We start from the raw sequence: 16,515 nt of genomic DNA on the forward strand, positions 1-16,515 counted from the left end.
ATCTTGGTCGTTTCCCCAGGTCAGACGATGCTTGACGCCTCAGACCTTCTCGGCCCTTGTCAGTCTTTTCCGATCCTTGTGTCCAACCTGCGTCCAGAACGCGTCCCGGAGGGACAAGCCCAACCGGTTCGGTGGCCGTCTCTCCTGCTCGGAAAGGGCCCTCCGAAGCGTCCGCAGCGGATTGTCCTTCCCTCGCGCAAGAGCATCGATCCGTTGTCCGGAACAGAGCCTCGACAGCCCACGTCGAAGGCCGGGATGTCTCCCCGGAGAGAAGACCGGGTACGTCACGCCATCCCCGCCGGCGTCCGCAGGAGAGCCCGGGTCGCCGAGTGGCTCGGAGTGGTGAAGACGGTTGCCGTGGGGCCGGTCTCGACGGTGAGACCGGCGTCGAGGACGGTGACCGTGTCGGTGCGGTCGGCGATGAGCGGGAGGTCGTGGCTGATGAGGACGAGGGCCATGCCGCGCTCCTTTCGCAGCCGGACCAGCAGGTCCATGACCGCCTCAGCGGTGGCGGAGTCCAGCGCCGAGGTCACCTCGTCGCAGATCAGCACGTCCGGATCGGCCGCCAGCGCCCGCGCGATGGCCACCCGCTGACGCTGTCCGCCGGACAGTTCGTGCGGGTAGCGGGAGGCGAACTCGGGAGGCAGCCCCACCTGTTCGAGCAGGCCCGCCACCCGGGCCGGCACCTCACCGGACGCGCACCGCCGGTGCAGCCGCAGCGGCCTGCCGAGCGCGGCGCCGACCGTGCGGCTGGGGTTGAGCGCGCCGAGCGGGTTCTGTGTGACCAACTGGATGCGGCGGCGCTGTTCGCGGCTGCGGCCGCGCAGACCGGTGCTCAGCGGCACCCCGTCGAGGCGGATCGTCCCGGCGGTCATCGGTTGCAGCCCGACCACGGCGCGGACGAGGGTGGTCTTTCCGGATCCCGAGGCGCCGACAATGCCGGTCGCCGATCCACGAGCGACAGTCAGCGAGACGCTGTCCAGCGTGGGGACGTCCGAGCGTCGGCCGAAGGTGACTCGGAGATCGCACACGTCGAGCACGGGTACGTCCGCCGATCCGGTCTTGTGTGGCCGACGCTCCACCAGGTCCTCGGTCGGCGCGTCGATCGCGCGGGACGAACGCGGCCGTGGGACCTGCGTGCGGAGTTCCACCACCTCGTCCGCGATCCGCTCGACGAGTTCGGGGTCGTGGCAGGAGAGTGCGACGGCCAGCTGGTGCTCGCGGGTGAGGTGGCGCAGCAACTCGCTGATTGCATCCCGGAGTTCGGGGTGCAGGCCGGCGGTCGGCTCGTCGAGGAGGAGGATCCGGGGGCGGCGGGCCAGGGCGCGGGCGAGGGCCACCCGGCGCTGCTGTCCGCCGGACAGGGCCGCCGGCCGCCGGGTGACGAGGCGGCCGGCGTCAGGGAGCCGCACCTCGGCGAGGAGTGCCCGCACCGCCTCCGGGGTGCGGTCGTCGCTGAGTTCGCGCAGGAGGGAGCGGACGCGCATACGGGGGTTCAGCCCCGAGCCTGGGTCCTGGCCGACGTAGGCGAGCCGCTCGCGGCGCAGGGCTCGCAGCTCCCGTTCGGACAGGGCGAACACGTCGCTGCCGAGGACTTCCACGCGCCCGGACGTGTGCTCGGTGCCGGGCGGCAGGAGCCCGGTGAGGGCGCGCAGCAGCGTGGTCTTGCCTGAGCCGGAGGGGCCGGTCAGCGCGACCAGTCTGCCCGGCCGCAGAGTGAGCCGGGCGCCTTGTAGCAGGGTCCGCCCGTCGGGTGCGGCCACGGTGAGGTCGGTGACCCGGGCCGCCGGGGTGGTGGCGGGCATCGGGGAGTGGTCCTTCCGGTACGGGTCGGGTGTGCTCACAGGACGGTCACCGCCTTCCGGCCGGTCTGGGGGGCGAGGGCGGCCGCCGCGAGGTTGACGCAGAGGGCGAGGAGGCCGACGGCGGCGCTGGGTGCGACGACGGACCAGGGGTTGAGGAGGATGCCGGAGGAGTTCTCGCGGATCATCAGCGCCCAGTCGGCGGCGGGGGGTTGGGGCCCGACCTGGAGGAAGCCCGCGGTGGCGACCAGGTAGACGGCGGCGACGAAGCGCAGCCCGAACAGGGCGAGCAGGGTGGCTCGCAGGTTGGGCAGGACCTCGCGCAGCACGAGGTGCCACAGCCGTTCGCCGCCCGCTGCCGCGGCCTCGACATAGCCGGAGGCGGCCACCGGGGCCGCCGCACCGGCCGCGAGCCGCACCGCGTACGGCACACCGAGGACGACGGCGGCGACGATCACGGCGAGCCGGCCGCCGTCCGGCCACGACAGGGTGACGAGCAGGATGCCGAGCACGGCGGGCAGCAGCATCAGCAGGTCGGCGACCCGTTCCACCAGACGTCCCACGCGCGGGCGCAGGGCGCCGATCGCGCCGAGGACCGCGGCGCTGCCGGTGACCAGTGCGGCGACGAGCAGCGAGGAGAGGACCAGGTCACGTCCACCGGCCAGCAGCCTGCTCAGCACGTCCCGGCCCAGTTGGTCACCGCCGAGCAGGGCGTCCCCGCCGGGTTCCGCGTACGGGGCGGCGACCGGGGCGTCGATGGGATGCGGGGCCAGCCAGGGCCCGGCGAGGGCGAGAGCGACCAGCAGCAGCGCGGGCAGCACGCGGAGGGCTGTCGCCCGGGTGCGGGGGCTCATCGGCGTACTCCTGCCATCAGGTCCCGTACCAGGTCGGCCAGCAGCAGTACGCCCGTGATGACCGCTCCCGACAGGGCTGTCACGCCGGCGATGACGGGGCTGTCTCGGTCGGTCACGGCGGAGGCCAGGACCGAACCGATGCCGGGGTAGTTGAAGATGGTTTCGACCACGACCGCGCCGCCGAGGAGCATGCCGGTGGAGGTGGCGAGTCCCGCGGTGATGGTGGGCAGGGCGCCCGGCAGGACGTGGTGGGTGAGGACGCGGTGGGGCGGGAGGCCGTCGAGGACGGCGGTCTCCACGTGCGGGGCGCGGGCCTCGTCGGCGAGGGCGGCGCGCACGATGCGTACGTTCCAGCCGGCCTGCGGGACGGTCAGGGCGAGCACGGGCAGGATCAGCATGGTCCAGTCGGCGGGTGTTCCGTCGGCGTCGGTGAGGGTGACGGCGGGCAGCCAGCCGGTCCACAGCGAGAGCACCAAGACCAGGGCGACGGCGACGACGAACTCGGGCAGTGCGAGGACCGCGGTGGCGGTGCCGGAGACCGCGCGGTCGACGCGTCCGCCGGGCCGGAGCGCGGCCCAGCAGCCGAGGGAGAGGGAGAGCACCGCGGTCAGCAGCAGCGCGAGTCCGCCGAGGAGGAGGGTGTTGGGGAACGCCGACGACAGCAGGTCGGTGACCTTCTCTCCGCGCGCCGACACTCCCAGGTCCCCCGTGGGCAGGCCGCCCATCCAGTCCCAGAAGCGTTCCAGGACCGGCCGGTCGAGGCCGAGCAGTTTCCGCCGCGCCTCGGTGTCGGCGGCGCTCTCGCCGCGCTCCGAGGTGGCGTCGGCGGCATCGCCCGGCAGCAGTTCGACCGTGCCGAAGACCAGCGCCAGGAGCACCGCGAGCAGCATCGCCCGTTTCAGTACGACGAGACCGATCCGGGCAGCGAGCAGCGGGACAGCGGCACGCGGTCGCCGGGCCCTCTCCGTCTCGGGAGAGGGCCCGGCGGGTGCGGCCGTGTCAGCGGTCAACGGGCCAGCCATGCCCGCTCGAGCTGGACCCTGCCGTAACCGGGGAGCGTGGGCAGCCCGTTGACCTTGGCGCCGGCGAGGTCGATGCCGTCGGCCATGCCCCACAGCAGGTAGCCGGAGCTGTCGTACTCGATCTGCTGGAGTTCCCTCAGCAGTGCGGTGCGCTCGCTCGCGTCGGCGGTGCCGATGGCCTTCTCGTACGCCGTGTCGAAGGCCTTGTCCTTCCAGCCGGCCTCGTTGGTGCCGCTTTCGGAGACCATGGTCTTGCTGGCGAAGAAGACCACCGAGTCGTTGGTGCCCCAGTAGGTGGTGTAGAGGTCGCCCTTGAGCCAGGTCTTGTCCCAGAATGTGGCCGACTCCTGCTTGACGACCTTTACCTTCACGCCCGCCTCACGGACCTGGGTGGCGAAGAGGGTGGCCGACTCGGCGAGGCCGGCGATGTCCTCGGCGGTGTAGAGCTCGTACGTCTTGGAGGTGTCGAACTTGGCTTCCTTCAGCAGCTCCTTGGCCTTGGCGAGGTCGCGGGTGCGCTGGGGGATGCTCTTGTCGTAGGCGGGGTCGCCGGTGCCGAGGATGTCGTTGGCGACGGTGCCGTAGCCGGACAGGACCTGCTTGACCATGGCCTCGCGGTCGACGGCCAGGCGCAGCGCCTCGCGGACCTTCGGGTCGGCGAACGGGCCGCCGGCGGTCCGCATGACGATGGGCATCGCCATGTCGTTGGGGCGGCGGACGGTCCGGATGTCCTTGCGGCTCTCGGCCGTGCGGGCGGCGACGGCGCCGACGTTGGAGGCGAGGTCGATCTGGCCGGCTAGCAGGGCGCTCGCCATGGCCTGCGGGCTCTCGAAGATCTTGACCTCGATGGCGTCGAGGTACACGTCGCCGCCGTACCAGTCGTCGTTGCGGACGAGGCGCGCGTTGCCGCCGCGGAACCAGTCGAGCTTGAAGGGGCCCGTGCCGGGGGCCTTGGCTATGTTCTTGTCGGTGGTGCCCTGGGGGATGACGAAGGTGGTGAGCCGGACCAGCAGGGGCAGTTCGGCGTTGGCGTAGTCGGAGACGATCACGACGGTGTCGGTGCCCTCGGCGGAGATGTTCTTCTCCTGGATACCGGGCAGCCGGGAGGCGCCGGCCGGGGTCGCGCGCAGCCGCTTCAGTGAGAAGACGACGTCCTCGGCGGTGACGGGGGAACCGTCGTGGAACTTCGCGCCCTTGGCGATGGTGAACCGCCAGGTCTTCAGGTCGTCCGAGGCCTTCCAGCTCGCGGCGAGGCGGGGCTCGGTGTTGGGCTTTTCACCGGGGACGGTCAGGGTGTCGTAGATCAGGCTGAGGATGAGGTAGTCACTCTCGTTGGCCTGGCTGCCGTGGGGGTCCCGGGTGATGGCGCCGGCCCTGCCGAGCGCGCCGACCCGCAGGGTGCCGCCCTTGACCGGCTTGGCCGAACCGCCGGTGGCGGATGCGTTCGGCTCCTCGCCGCCGCCACCGCAAGCGGTGAGCAGGGCGCCTGCGCCGATGGCGCCGCCGAGCCAGAGCATGTGACGTCGCGTCAGCTCCACTTGTTCCTCGTTCTCCCGCAGTTGGCCGATTTTGCTTAGCCTTACCTATCTTGCGTGACTCCTGTGTGACAAGACCGCCTCGACGTGACCTAGGTCCTACTTAGGTAAGCCTTGCCTGATATCTAAGAGCTGGCTATGTTTCAGCAGGGCTTCCCGGTGCCGCACCACGACCACGCGGCCCGCCCCGGAAGGCCTTCTTCCCCATGCCCGTAGACCACTGCACGGACCCCGCACCGCACCCCGCACTGGAACGGACAGATCCCCCATGCCCACGGGAACCGCACCCGTACGTCTGCTCGATCCCGACTCGGCGGCCGAACTGATCTCCGCCGCCCGCACCCTCCTCACCGAGTACGACGGCTCGGCCACCCACCCCGGCCTGCTGGCAGAAGTCCCCTCCGCCGCCGCCTCGCTGAGCGAGGGAATACGCCACGCCTGCCGCCCCGTGGACACCGCCGACGGCCTGTTCGTGCTGCGCGGTCTGCCCGTCGACGACACCGAGATCGGCCCCACCCCCGGCCACTGGTCGACCGCCGGTGACGCCGGCGCCGTGTACGACGTGGTCCTGCTGCTGCTCTCGACGGTGATGGGCACCCCCCTCGCCTGGGAGGGCCAACAGGAAGGCCGTTTCGTACACAACATCGTGCCGTCTCCCGGCCACGAGGAGGAACAGACCGGTGCCAGCAGCAGCGTGCTGCTCAGCCCGCACACCGAGGACGCCTTCCATCCCGGCCGGGCCCATCTGCTGGTCCTCGGCTGCCTGCGCAACCACGACTCGGTCGCCACCACGGCGGCCAGCATTCGCCAGGTCGAACTCGACGCCGGTGAAGTGGAGTTGCTCAGCCGTCCGATCCTGCCGATTCTGCCCGACGACGCCTACGAAAAGGCCCAGGGCTACACGGGCGCGCCACCGGCCGTGCCCACGCTGTGGCAGTCGGAGGAGGGCCTGACCCTGCGCTTCGACCCCGCCTACACCCCACTGGACCAGGCACCCGAGGAGCATCGCGCGGCCTACGCCCGGCTGGAGGACGAACTCGCCCGCGTCAGCGTCGCGGTGAGCCTGAACCCCGGTGAGGTCCTGGTCGTGGACAACGATCTGGTCGTTCACGGCCGGGTCCCCTTCAAGGCCCGCTACGACGGCACGGACCGCTGGCTGAAACGTTCCTCCGTGCGGGTCGAGGGCCGCCGTACCAGGCCGCCCGCCGAGGAGGCAGAGCACGGCTACGGCCAGGCCGCCGTGGAGGCGTACGCATGACCCGCATCGACAGCCCCGGAGGGAACGCCGTGACGCCCGACGACAAGACCCTGCGCGTCCTCAGCACCAGCGACGTCGCCGGTATCGACATCACGCTGCCCGACGTCGTCTCCGTGGTGGAACAGGCCTACCGCACACTGGCCGAGGGCCGCTCCGACAATCCGCGCAAGCTCACCGTCAAGCCCGAGGACGGCCACTCCGTGGCCTACGCGATGCTCGGCCGGGACGGGGAGCGCGGGGTCGTCGCGGTCAAGACCTCGTACAAGTACGGCCTCCACGAGGACCGCGACAAGCAGCACTACTACACGACGCTGACCCTCTACGACGACGCCACGGGCCTGCCGGTCGCGATGATGGACTGCGGACGCGTCGGGGCCCTGCGCACCCCGGCCGTCTCCGCGCTCCTCGCCCGCGAACTCGCCGCCCCCGGCAGCCGCAGCGCCCTCGTCATCGGCACCGGAATCCAGGGCCGGCTCGCTCTTCCCTTCCTGCTGACCACGCTGCCGGACCTGGACCGGCTGATGCTCTTCGGGACCCACCCCGACGGCATCCGGGCCGTACGCGAACAGCTCCACGCGTACTTCCCCGAGCGGGAGTTGGAGATCGTCACGGACCTGAGGGCCGCCGCCGAGGACGCGGACATCGTCCTCGCCACCGCCGGACCGGGCACCCCCGCGTCCGTCGAGGCCGAGTGGCTCAAGTCCTCCGCACTGTCGGTGCTGATCGGGTACGGCATCGCGCCCTCCACCCTGCACACCGCCGACCGGGTCATCGCCACCAGCGAGGCCCAGATGCGGGTCACCGGCACGGACATGGCCGACTCCGACGGCGAACTGCGGGCCGTGCACGCCGAGTTCCCGGAGGTGCTGGCGGGCCGCGCCGAGGGCCGCACGGACCCGGGGCAGCGGATCTTCGCCTACAACAGCGGGCTGGTCGTCACCGACATCGCCCTCGGCCACCGGTTCGCCCAGCTCGCGCTCGCCCAGGGACTGGGCACGGCGGTGCCGCTGTGGACGTGACCTGCTCCCTGGCCTCGCACACCACCGAGGAGGTGCGCGCGCTCCTCGACCCGCCCGGCAGCGCCCTCCTGCACGAGCTGGGCCACGCCCTCGGCGGGCCGTACCACGTGCTGTTCCCGCAGCGGTTCGACGCCAACGCCTGCGCTTTCCGGCGAGCGTTCGCCGAGGCGGGCGTGGACGGCCGCGTGTACTACGCCAAGAAGGCCAACAAGGCCGCCGTCTTCGCCGAGCGGGCCGCCGTCGCGGGCCTGGGCGTGGACGTGGCGAGCCACGGGGAGCTGCGCGAGGCGCTGGCGGCCGGAGTGCGCGGCACGGATTTGGTCGTCACCGGCCCGGCCAAGGACGACCGTCTACTACGGGTCGCCGTACTGCACGGCGCACTCGTCGCCGTGGACGCCCTCGACGAACTGGACGGCGTCCTCGCCCTGGCCGGCGAACTCGGCCGCACCGCCCAGGTGTTGCTGCGTCTCCTACCCCCCGGTCAGCCGCACAGCCGTTTCGGTCTGGACGACACCGAGCTGGGGACGGCCCTGGACCGCTGCCGCACCGAGCACGTGGACATGGCGGGGTTCAGCTTCCACCTCTCTGGCTACGACATCCGTGAACGGGCCGATCTCGCCGCCGAGTCGGTACGGCTGTGCGCGCGGGCCCGTACGTTGGGGCTGCGGGCCGACCGGATCAGCGTCGGCGGCGGCTTCGCGGTGGACTACGTAACCGCGGAGGACTGGCGCCGCTTCCACGACAGCACCCGCCCCGAGCACTTCCACCGGCACAGGACCTTCTCCGGCTACTACCCGTACCACTCCCCCGTCGCCGGTGCCGACGCCCTCGCCGCCCTGCTCGCGATGACCCCGGCGGGGGAGAAGTCGAGCCTGGCCGACCTCGTACGGACGGCCGGTGTGACGCTGCTCGTCGAGCCGGGCAGGGCGCTGCTGGACCAGGCGGGCTGCACCGTCTTCCGGGTCCAGGGCGTCAAGGAACGGGACGGCTACGACATCCTCACCGTGGACGGCAGCAGCCTCAGCCTCTCCGAGCAGTGGTTCGAGAGCGAGTTCCTGCCCGATCCGGCGCTCGTGCCGACCGACCGGGCGGACGTCGCCGACGCGGGCCCGTATCCGGCCTGTGTGGGCGCCGCCACCTGCCTGGAGTCGGACATGCTCACCTGGCGCAAGATCCCCTTCCCCGTCCGCCCGGCCACCGGTGACCTGCTCGTCTACCTCAACACGGCGGGGTACCAGATGGACTCCAACGAGTCCCCGTTCCACGAGCTGCCGCTGCCGCCCAAGGTCGTCATCGAGGCCGCCGCGTACGACTCCCCCTCCGTCCGCCCCCGCTGGCGTCTCGACCGCCACCCGTAGGGAGTTCCCAGCCATGAACCACCCGGACCCCCACCCCCTGCACCGCCCGCCTGTCGTCCGCCAGGTCTCCGAACTCATCGGCGCCACACCGCTGTTCGAGCTGTGCCGCACGGAGAGCGACGCCCGGCTGCTGCTGAAACTGGAGCAGTTCAACCCGACTGGGACGGCGAAGATACGCATGGCCCGGCAGATGGTCGTCGACGCCGAGGAGCGCGGGCTGCTGCGTCCGGGCGGGCGGATCATCGAGTCCACCTCCGGCAACACCGGCCTCGGCCTCGCGGTGGTCGCCGCCGAGCGCGGCTACACGTTCACCGCCGTCGTCGACCACCACGCGTCCAAGGACAAGCTGCGCGCCATGAAGGCCATGGGCGCCGAACTGGTCTACGTGGCCGACGCGGGCGACGAGGACCTCGCCACGGCGGCGCGCGAGGAACTGGCGGAGCGGATGGCCGCCGAGTCGGGCAACGCGTACTTCACCGAGCAGCACAACAACCTCGCCAACGGCGTCGGCTACCACCCGGTGGCCCGGGAGCTGGACACCGCGCTGGACGGCCGTATCGACATCCTGATCGGGGCTGTCGGCACCGGCGGCGGGCTGTTCGGCACCGGGGGCGAGTTGCGCCGGACCGTGCCCGGCGTCCGGATCGTCGGGGTCGAGCCCAAGGGGTCCATCGCCTTCGGGCCGCCCGCGCACGACTACCACCAGTCCGGCACCGGCACTCCGGAGGGCGCGACGATCGGCGCCATGGTCGACTACGGCCTGCTGGACGAGGGCGCGAAGGTCGGTGACGTCGAGGCGTTCGCCACCGCCCGCGCCGTGGCCCGCCGCACGGGGCTCATGCTCGGCGGCTCGGCAGGCGGGGTGGTGTACGAGGCGCTGACCCGGATGACCTCGCTGGCGCCGGGTACGACTATGGTCGCCCTGATCAACGACGGCGGGGAGAAGTACCTGGACACCGTCTTCGACGACGACTGGATGAGCGCCCGGGACCTGCTCTCCCCAGACGCCGAACGCGAGGTGGACGAGCTGCTGGCCAAGCTCCGCCGCGTCGCACCGGAAGTCCAGGGGTAGCTCCCCCGTCGTAAGCCTCCTCCTCCACTCAGGAACGGAAGTCGATGCCGCCCGCCCTCGCCCGCCTCGTAGGCGACAGCCGCGCCCTCGCCTCGCTGGCCGTGCCACTGGCTCTCACCCAGCTCGCGCAGGTCGCCCTCACCACCACCGACACCGTCATGATGGGCCTGCTCGGCACCGAGGCCCTGGCGGCGGGCGGCCTCGCCATGGTGATCTTCAACCAGTTGCGCACGATGGGCGTCGGCATGGTCACCGCCGTCGGCAACCAGGTCGCGGCGGCCGACGCACGGGCGGAGTCGGCCGAGTCACCAGGGGGCGCCGAGGACGAGGTCCGGGATCTCGTCCGGGCGAGCCTGCTGCTGTCGACCCTCGTGGGCGTCGTGGGCGCCGTGCTGATGGTGCTCATCGGGCACGCCGTGATCTGGCTCGGCCAGGACCCGGAGGTGGTCGACGCCGCGAAACCCGTCCTCTACACGATGGCGCCCGGACTGATCCCCTGCCTGTGGTTCCAGGCGATACGGCAGTTCACCGTCGGCATGCGCCGCCCGCAGGCCCTGCTGCGCATCACCCTCGCCTCGATCGCCGTCAACGCGGGCCTCAACTGGGCCCTCATCCACGGCACCTGGATCCTCCCCGAGCTGGGCCTGCCCGGCATCGGCCTGTCCACCAGCCTGGTGTACGCCCTGTCCTGCCTGGCCCTGTACCTCACCGCCCGGCGCGACCCCCGGCTGGCCCCCGTACTGTCGCTGAGCATCTGGAAGACCCGCCCGGCCACCCTGCGCAGACTCACCGGCCTGGGTACGCCGATCGCCGCCACGTACGGATCCGAGGCGGGCTTCTTCTTCGTCGTCGCGCTCTTCGCCGGCAGCTTCGGCACGGCCGCGCTGGCCGCGCACACCGCCGTCAACCAGCTCGTCTACATCGTCTTCCAGATCGCCGTCGGCCTCTCCCACGCCGCGTCCATCGGCGTCAGCCGGGAGCTGGCACTGCACAACCTGGCCGCGGCCCAGCGGCTGAAGACCACAGCCCTGGCCTGCGCGGCGGCGGTGATGGCCGTGGTCGGCCTGGTGTACGTGACCGTGCCCGGCCTGGTGCTCGCCCCCTTCCTCGGCAGCGGTGACGACAGGGCGGTCGACATCGCCACGCAACTGCTCCTGGTCGCCGCGGTGCTGCAGTTCTTCGACTGCGCCCAGAACATCGGCGTGGGCCTGCTGCGCGGCCTCGACGACACGAAGGGCGGCTTCCGCGTCACCCTCGTCGGCTACTGGCTCGTGGGCCTGCCCGCCGCGGCCCTCCTCGGCCCCGCCCTCGACCTGGACACCCTCGGCATCTGGCTCGGCCTCCTCACCGGCCTCGCCACCACCGCGATACTCCTCCTACGCCGCTTCGACCGGGGCCTCGGCCAACTGCCCCGGGCCACGGAACCGGAGCCGTCCCAGGCCTGACCGCCGGCACCGTGGAGCGGCAATCCGGCATCGCGCTGCGCTCTCACCCCCGTCGCCCACTCCTGGAATCCGGAACACGGAGAGTCCCTGGGAACCCGGCCGTGCGCACGCTCTCCTGCGCGCAGCTACGAGGCGTTCAACCCTGCGACACGCTGGGCGAGTTCGGACGCGAGGCGCTGCACCTGCGCCATGTCCCCGGCATCGGCCGCCGCGCGGAGCTTCTTCAGGTGCGTGTCCACCGACGCGGCGCCCTGGGCCTCGAGCCGCACCCGGTCCCACACGAGCTGCAGGCTGGTGACGTCGCCCGCCACGGCGCCCTCGTTCTCTGCCTTCGCGTCGATCGTCAACTGGCGCGTCCAGAGGGCGAGTCGGTCGCGGTCGACCGTCGGCAGGGGTTCGTAGCGGAGCCGCAGGTCCGTCACGTTCTGGGCGACGCGCAGGGCGAGGTCCACCGCCTTCTTGCCGTCTGCGGCGTTCCCCAGGGCGGCGAGGTCACGCTCCATCTGCTGCTCCAGCAGGTCCGGTACGGCGTCGGAGGCACGGTAGGCGTCCCACGCGGTGCGGACCTCGAACACGACATCTACGCAGGTCAGAGCGATGCGACCTCACACCGACCGCAACGGAGCCGAACTCACGAGCAGCGGATTCACTCCGTTCAAGCAAAGTTGACCAACCGACAGAACAAATTGAACGTTTCCGCAGGTCACAGCCTTGCTGAAGTGGGGCGGGTGAGACTCGAACCCACGGCCGACGGATGATGAGTCCTTTTCGGATCTTCCGCTTGCGGCCGGATCCTGCCCCGATCTTCCCATTTCAGCAGGTCAGCGGCGTGCAACCCTGCGGACCCGCGCGTGACCTTCCTAGTCCTTCAGGATCCTTCCGTCCACTGCGTGTCCACTACGGTGCACGACAAGCCATCCACGGCGGCCACCGGGACCTCGCCGAGAGCAGGTGTGCAGGCAGAGGCCTCGTGACTCGAAGAGTCGAGCAGCAGAGTGCCTTACCGGCGAAGCAAGGGCTCGCCCTCTTGGCCCGAGGGTGGGGCTCCGCACGTCTTGGCAGTCAGGTGCGCAGGCACCGGACCACGCGCCGGATGCGGGGACCTCACGGTCGGCAGCGGGCAGGTGGCTCCAGAGGAACCGGGCGCGAGGCAGGTCGCCGCCCTCGCTGTGCGCGAGCACCTGCTCTCGAACCTCGTCCGGTCTCGCCTTCCGGCCAAGAAGCCCGCCGATCAGGACCAGACTGGAGCCCGCCCCTCGATATACAGTGGAGCAGGCATACTGATATACATTGCCGTATACACAGGGAGTCGCAGTGAGCCGAACCGTCATCGACCTCGACGACGAGGCACTGGAGGCAGCCGCCAGGGAACTCGGCACCACCACCAAGCGCGACACGATCAACACCGCCCTACGCGAGGTCACCGCTCGCTACCGGCGCCTGCGCGCACTCGAGGACTCCCGGCAACTGGTGGCCGACGGAGCCCTGGACATCAACATCCTCCTGGACAAGAGCCAGTACCGGCCGTGACCGTCGCCGACTACCTCATCGACACCTCCGCCCTCGCCCGCGTCCTTCTCGCCCAGAACACGGCCGAGTGGGACGACAGGATCGCCGCCGGCCTCGTCGCGATCTGCGACCTCACGGAACTTGAGGTCCTCTACTCCGCCCGCTCTTCCACGGACCGCGCTCGGCTGAAGGCGGCACTCGACGCCCACTACGTCTGGTGTCCGATGCCGGACGGCATCTACCGCCGCTCCCGCGTGGTCCAGGAGCAGCTCACCGCGAAGGGGGAACACCGCAGCGCGGGCCCGGTCGACCTCCTCGTCGCAGCCGCCGCCGAAGAAGCGGGCCTCACCCTGCTCCACTACGACCGCGACTTCGAAACCATCGCCCGGACCACGGGACAGCCAGTACGCACGATCGACCTCAGACAGTGATCCTTTCCAACCTGACACGGAAGCGTGGCGAAGGACGAGGACCGGTCCCGGAGCCGCGCTCGGTGAGCGAACTGACCGAACGCCTGCAACGCCCGGGCTCGGTCGTGCTCGCGCCGCCCCGGCTCCCGCTGCCCGCCGTGCAGCAGCCGAAGCACTGGCCGCGCTGAGTGCGTCGGCCTCTCGGGACGTCCTGGCGGATTCGCTGGACGCGACGGCGGACGAGGCCGCGCGCGACCTGGACCCTCCGCATCTGTACGCCTGGTGTCATCTGCGCGATGCGAAGCGGGTGTTCACGCTGTCGCGGATCCACGGTGTGATGCCCCCGGCATACCGCGGGCGGCGGGCCAGGGCATGCGGGGCGCTCGTATCCAGGCTGTAGTGGACCGCCCGGCTGCTGCCGCTGCACCACTCGAACGAGCCATGCCGCTCTGTATGCAGCTCCAGGCCCTCGCGTCCACTATGCGTCCACTGGATCTTGGAGCACGGAGCCGCGAGGTGGTTTCCTGCGCACTCGATCGCTCGCATCACTGCAGGTAGGGGCCCTGCCTGGATCTGTCAGGTCACTCTCTACGGCTTCCAACTGCGCCCCTGAGCAGCGGATTCTCTCCGTTGAGTCAGAGTTCCTTCTCTCCCTGCCAGGAAGAGACGTTTCCGCAGGTCAGGGTGCGCTACTGGTGGGGCGGGTGGGACTCGAACCCACGGCCGACGGATTATGAGTCCGCTGCTCTAACCGGCTGAGCTACCGCCCCGTAGCGGCGTGTCGCGTACATGTGTGCGCGCCGTCTGCCGCAGCATAGCCGCTCATACGATCTCCTGCTTCGGCTGGGCGGCTTCGCACGGCCTACGTGACCTTGAGGACTGCGCCCGGTGCCGCGCGGTTCCCGGACCAGGGAAACGGACATGAAAAAGGACCCCTGAGAGGGGTCCTCGTTCATCCTGCTCCCCCGACTGGACTCGAACCAGTAACCTGCCGGTTAACAGCCGGCTGCTCTGCCAATTGAGCTACGGAGGACCGAGCTCCCCGGACTGGACTCGAACCAGTAACCTGCCGGTTAACAGCCGGCTGCTCTGCCAATTGAGCTACCGAGGAAGGTCTCGTTGTGCATCGAACGTACCTACCTGGGTATCCGCCAGGGGGCGCTCGTTCGCTGCGACACATACATTAGCGCAAGCAGGGGGGTGCTCCGCCAATCGGTACTCCCCGGCACCGACGCCGCACCGGAGACCTACGCAAGGAAAGGGTGGCCGCCATGCGTTACCGGCTCACGTTCGTCGCCGGAGTCGTCCTGGGTTACGTGCTGGGCACGAGGGCCGGACGCGAGCGTTACGAGCAGCTCAAGACATCAGCCCGGCAGTTCGCTCAGAACCCCGCCGTCCGCAACACCGCGGAGACGGCGGCCCACCAGGGCCGCGAGTTCGCGGGCAAGGCGTACCACATGGTGAGCGACAAGGTCGGCGACCGCGTGCCCGACTCGGTGGCGGAACGAGTCCGCCACCTCCGCGACCGAGCCACCCACAACGGCGGCGAGGACGACTGGGGTACGAGCAATACCTGATCTTCTTGATGCCGAGCAGCCCCGCGCCCCTGGAAAGGGGCGCGGGGCTGTATCGATGTGCGGCTCCGCCGCGCGGGCGCGACCAGCCACGACGAGCCCGCACCCGAAACCCGGCGACACCCCCCACGGCGCCCACGGCTCCGGCCGGCGCAGCGGTACGGCAGAATTTTGGCCATGGGGATAGTCGCCGGGTTGGACAGTTCACCCGATTTCACTCGTATCGTCGTCTGTGACACGGACTCCGGAGCCGTGCTCAGGCAGGGATATGCACCGCATCCGGTGGAGAGCCCCGAGGGCGGCGGCCGGCCGTCGGACGTCGATCCGCAGGCCTGGCTGCTCTCCCTGGGCGAGGCCGCGGGCGGCGGGCTGCTGGAGGGCGTGCAGGCAATCGGCGTCTCGGCGCAGCAGAACGCCGTCGTGCCGCTGGACGCGCAGGGCAACACCGTGCGGCCTGCGATGGTCGGCGGCGACAAGCGCACGCAGGTGGCCGCGGCCGATCTGGTCGACGCACTCGGCGGGCGCGAGGCGTGGGCGCAGGCGGTGGGCTGTGTGCCGCAGGCCGCTCAGCCGGTCACCAAGCTGCGCTGGCTGGCCCGGACCGAGCCGGAGAACGCCCAGCGCACCGCGATCCTCCTCCAGGCGCACGACTGGCTGGTGTGGCAGTTGCTGGGCCGGCCGGTCAGGAGAACCACCGACCGGGGCGGGGCGTCCGGCACCGGCTACTGGTCGGCGGCGACCGGCGGCTACCGGCCCGACCTCGTGGAACTGGCCCTCGGGCACCAGGTGATGCTGCCGGAGGTGATCGGCCCGGCGGACGCCGCCGGTACGACACCGGAGGGGCTGCTCATCTCCGTGGGCACCGGCGAGACCATGGCGGCGGCGTTCGGTCTCGGCATCGGCCTCGGCGACGCGGTGGTGTCGCTGGGCGCGTCCGGGTCCGTGATGGCCGTGCACCCCGAGGCGCTGGTCGACGGGTCCGGGATGATCACCGCGCTCGCGGACGCGACCGGCATGCACCTGCCCGTCGTCACGACGCTGAACGCCGTACGGACGCTGCGCGGGGCCGCCGAGCTGCTGGGGCTGCCCGATCTGGAGAGTCTGTCCGACCTCGCGATGAAGTCGACGCCCGGGTCGCACGGGCTGGTGCTGCTGCCCTATCTGGAAGGTGAGCGGACGCCGAACCTGCCGCACACCGCCGGGACGCTCGCCGGGCTCAGGCGCGAGTCGATGAAGGCGGAGCATCTGGCGCGGGCGGCGTTCGAGGGGATGCTGTGCGGGCTCGCGGACGCGCTGGACGTGCTGCGCGGCCGGGGGGTGGAGGTGCGGCGGGTGTTCCTGCTCGGGCCGGCCGCCGAACTGCCCGCCGTGCAGGCCGCCGCGCCCGCGCTGTTCGGGACGCAGGTCGTGGTGCCGCAGCCCGCCGACTACGCGGCGATCGGCGCCGCCCGCCAGGCGGCCTGGGCGCTCGGGGCGTCCCAGGGCACGCTCGATGTGCGCAACCCGCCGGCCTGGCAGGGCGCGGTGGCGCAGGTGCTGGAGCCCGGGGACGAGCTGGCCGTGGGGCAGGCGGTGCGGCAGCAGTTCGTGGCGGTGCGGGAGCAGACGCACCCCGGGGCCCTCTGACGGGTTTGACCGCCTGTCGGGTTAATTCGCT

At 71.1% G+C, this 16,515-nt stretch carries 14 protein-coding genes and 3 tRNA genes; 9 read left to right on the plus strand and 8 right to left on the minus strand.

The window, feature by feature from the left end:
* Positions 1 to 284: 284 nt before the first annotated feature.
* The 4 genes from HDC93_RS26110 to HDC93_RS26125 are packed head-to-tail and all read right to left on the minus strand — an operon-like array spanning position 285 to position 5,195.
* A complete protein-coding gene (locus HDC93_RS26110; RefSeq protein ID WP_185013262.1) occupies positions 285 to 1,805 on the minus strand; it encodes an ABC transporter ATP-binding protein in 1,521 nt (506 codons plus the stop codon).
* Between the two features lie 35 nt (positions 1,806 to 1,840).
* Complete coding sequence (locus HDC93_RS26115; RefSeq protein WP_185013263.1) at positions 1,841 to 2,656, minus strand: ABC transporter permease; 816 nt, start codon at positions 2,654 to 2,656, stop codon at positions 1,841 to 1,843.
* Positions 2,653 to 3,678, minus strand: a complete 1,026-nt coding sequence (locus tag HDC93_RS26120) for an ABC transporter permease (RefSeq protein ID WP_185013264.1) — start codon at positions 3,676 to 3,678, stop codon at positions 2,653 to 2,655. Before HDC93_RS26120 ends, HDC93_RS26115 begins: the two co-directional genes overlap by 4 nt.
* On the minus strand, positions 3,663 to 5,195 hold the full coding sequence (locus HDC93_RS26125) for an ABC transporter substrate-binding protein (protein ID WP_185013384.1): 1,533 nt from the start codon (positions 5,193 to 5,195) through the stop codon (positions 3,663 to 3,665). Before HDC93_RS26125 ends, HDC93_RS26120 begins: the two co-directional genes overlap by 16 nt.
* Positions 5,196 to 5,481: 286 nt before the next feature.
* On the opposite strand from HDC93_RS26125, the gene HDC93_RS26130 reads away from it, so the two are divergent.
* From HDC93_RS26130 to HDC93_RS26150, 5 genes are read left to right on the plus strand one after another with little or no spacing between them, the layout of a single operon-like run.
* Positions 5,482 to 6,471 (plus strand): TauD/TfdA family dioxygenase, encoded by a 990-nt coding sequence (locus HDC93_RS26130; protein ID WP_185013265.1) that lies wholly within the window; start codon positions 5,482 to 5,484, stop codon positions 6,469 to 6,471.
* On the plus strand, positions 6,468 to 7,490 hold the full coding sequence (locus tag HDC93_RS26135) for an ornithine cyclodeaminase family protein (RefSeq protein ID WP_185013266.1): 1,023 nt from the start codon (positions 6,468 to 6,470) through the stop codon (positions 7,488 to 7,490). The genes HDC93_RS26130 and HDC93_RS26135 overlap by 4 nt, the downstream gene beginning before the upstream one ends.
* A complete protein-coding gene (locus tag HDC93_RS26140) occupies positions 7,487 to 8,848 on the plus strand; it encodes an alanine racemase (protein WP_185013267.1) in 1,362 nt (453 codons plus the stop codon). Before HDC93_RS26135 ends, HDC93_RS26140 begins: the two co-directional genes overlap by 4 nt.
* A gap of 13 nt (positions 8,849 to 8,861) precedes the next feature.
* On the plus strand, positions 8,862 to 9,920 hold the full coding sequence (locus tag HDC93_RS26145) for a cysteine synthase family protein (protein WP_185013268.1): 1,059 nt from the start codon (positions 8,862 to 8,864) through the stop codon (positions 9,918 to 9,920).
* 44 nt (positions 9,921 to 9,964) lie between these two features.
* Complete coding sequence (locus HDC93_RS26150) at positions 9,965 to 11,365, plus strand: MATE family efflux transporter (protein WP_185013269.1); 1,401 nt, start codon at positions 9,965 to 9,967, stop codon at positions 11,363 to 11,365.
* Between the two features lie 125 nt (positions 11,366 to 11,490).
* Here the strand turns inward: HDC93_RS26150 and HDC93_RS26155 are convergent, their stop codons facing one another.
* The gene (locus tag HDC93_RS26155) at positions 11,491 to 11,940 is read right to left on the minus strand and encodes a hypothetical protein (RefSeq protein ID WP_185013270.1); all 450 of its coding nucleotides are present in this window, start codon (positions 11,938 to 11,940) and stop codon (positions 11,491 to 11,493) included.
* A gap of 739 nt (positions 11,941 to 12,679) precedes the next feature.
* On the opposite strand from HDC93_RS26155, the gene HDC93_RS26160 reads away from it, so the two are divergent.
* Entirely contained in the window at positions 12,680 to 12,895 is a 216-nt protein-coding gene (locus HDC93_RS26160; protein WP_018889935.1) for a type II toxin-antitoxin system VapB family antitoxin, read from the plus strand.
* On the plus strand, positions 12,892 to 13,305 hold the full coding sequence (locus tag HDC93_RS26165; protein WP_185013271.1) for a PIN domain nuclease: 414 nt from the start codon (positions 12,892 to 12,894) through the stop codon (positions 13,303 to 13,305). The genes HDC93_RS26160 and HDC93_RS26165 overlap by 4 nt, the downstream gene beginning before the upstream one ends.
* 672 nt (positions 13,306 to 13,977) lie before the next feature.
* Here HDC93_RS26165 and HDC93_RS26170 read toward each other — a convergent pair.
* From HDC93_RS26170 to HDC93_RS26180, 3 genes are all read right to left on the minus strand, one after another.
* A tRNA-Ile gene (locus HDC93_RS26170) sits at positions 13,978 to 14,054 on the minus strand.
* A gap of 190 nt (positions 14,055 to 14,244) precedes the next feature.
* A tRNA-Asn gene (locus HDC93_RS26175) sits at positions 14,245 to 14,317 on the minus strand.
* A gap of 5 nt (positions 14,318 to 14,322) precedes the next feature.
* Positions 14,323 to 14,395: transfer RNA gene (locus HDC93_RS26180), tRNA-Asn, on the minus strand.
* 160 nt (positions 14,396 to 14,555) lie between these two features.
* Between HDC93_RS26180 and HDC93_RS26185 the strand changes: the two genes are divergently transcribed.
* On the plus strand, positions 14,556 to 14,861 hold the full coding sequence (locus HDC93_RS26185; RefSeq protein ID WP_185013385.1) for a YtxH domain-containing protein: 306 nt from the start codon (positions 14,556 to 14,558) through the stop codon (positions 14,859 to 14,861).
* Positions 14,862 to 15,035: 174 nt separating this feature from the next.
* Positions 15,036 to 16,484, plus strand: coding sequence for an FGGY-family carbohydrate kinase (locus tag HDC93_RS26190; protein WP_185013272.1), 1,449 nt, complete (start codon positions 15,036 to 15,038; stop codon positions 16,482 to 16,484).
* The last annotated feature ends 31 nt before the right edge of the window (positions 16,485 to 16,515 follow it).

The organism is Streptomyces sp. AK010, assembly GCF_014207295.1.
In the GTDB taxonomy this organism is placed as follows: Bacteria; Actinomycetota; Actinomycetes; order Streptomycetales; family Streptomycetaceae; genus Streptomyces; species Streptomyces massasporeus.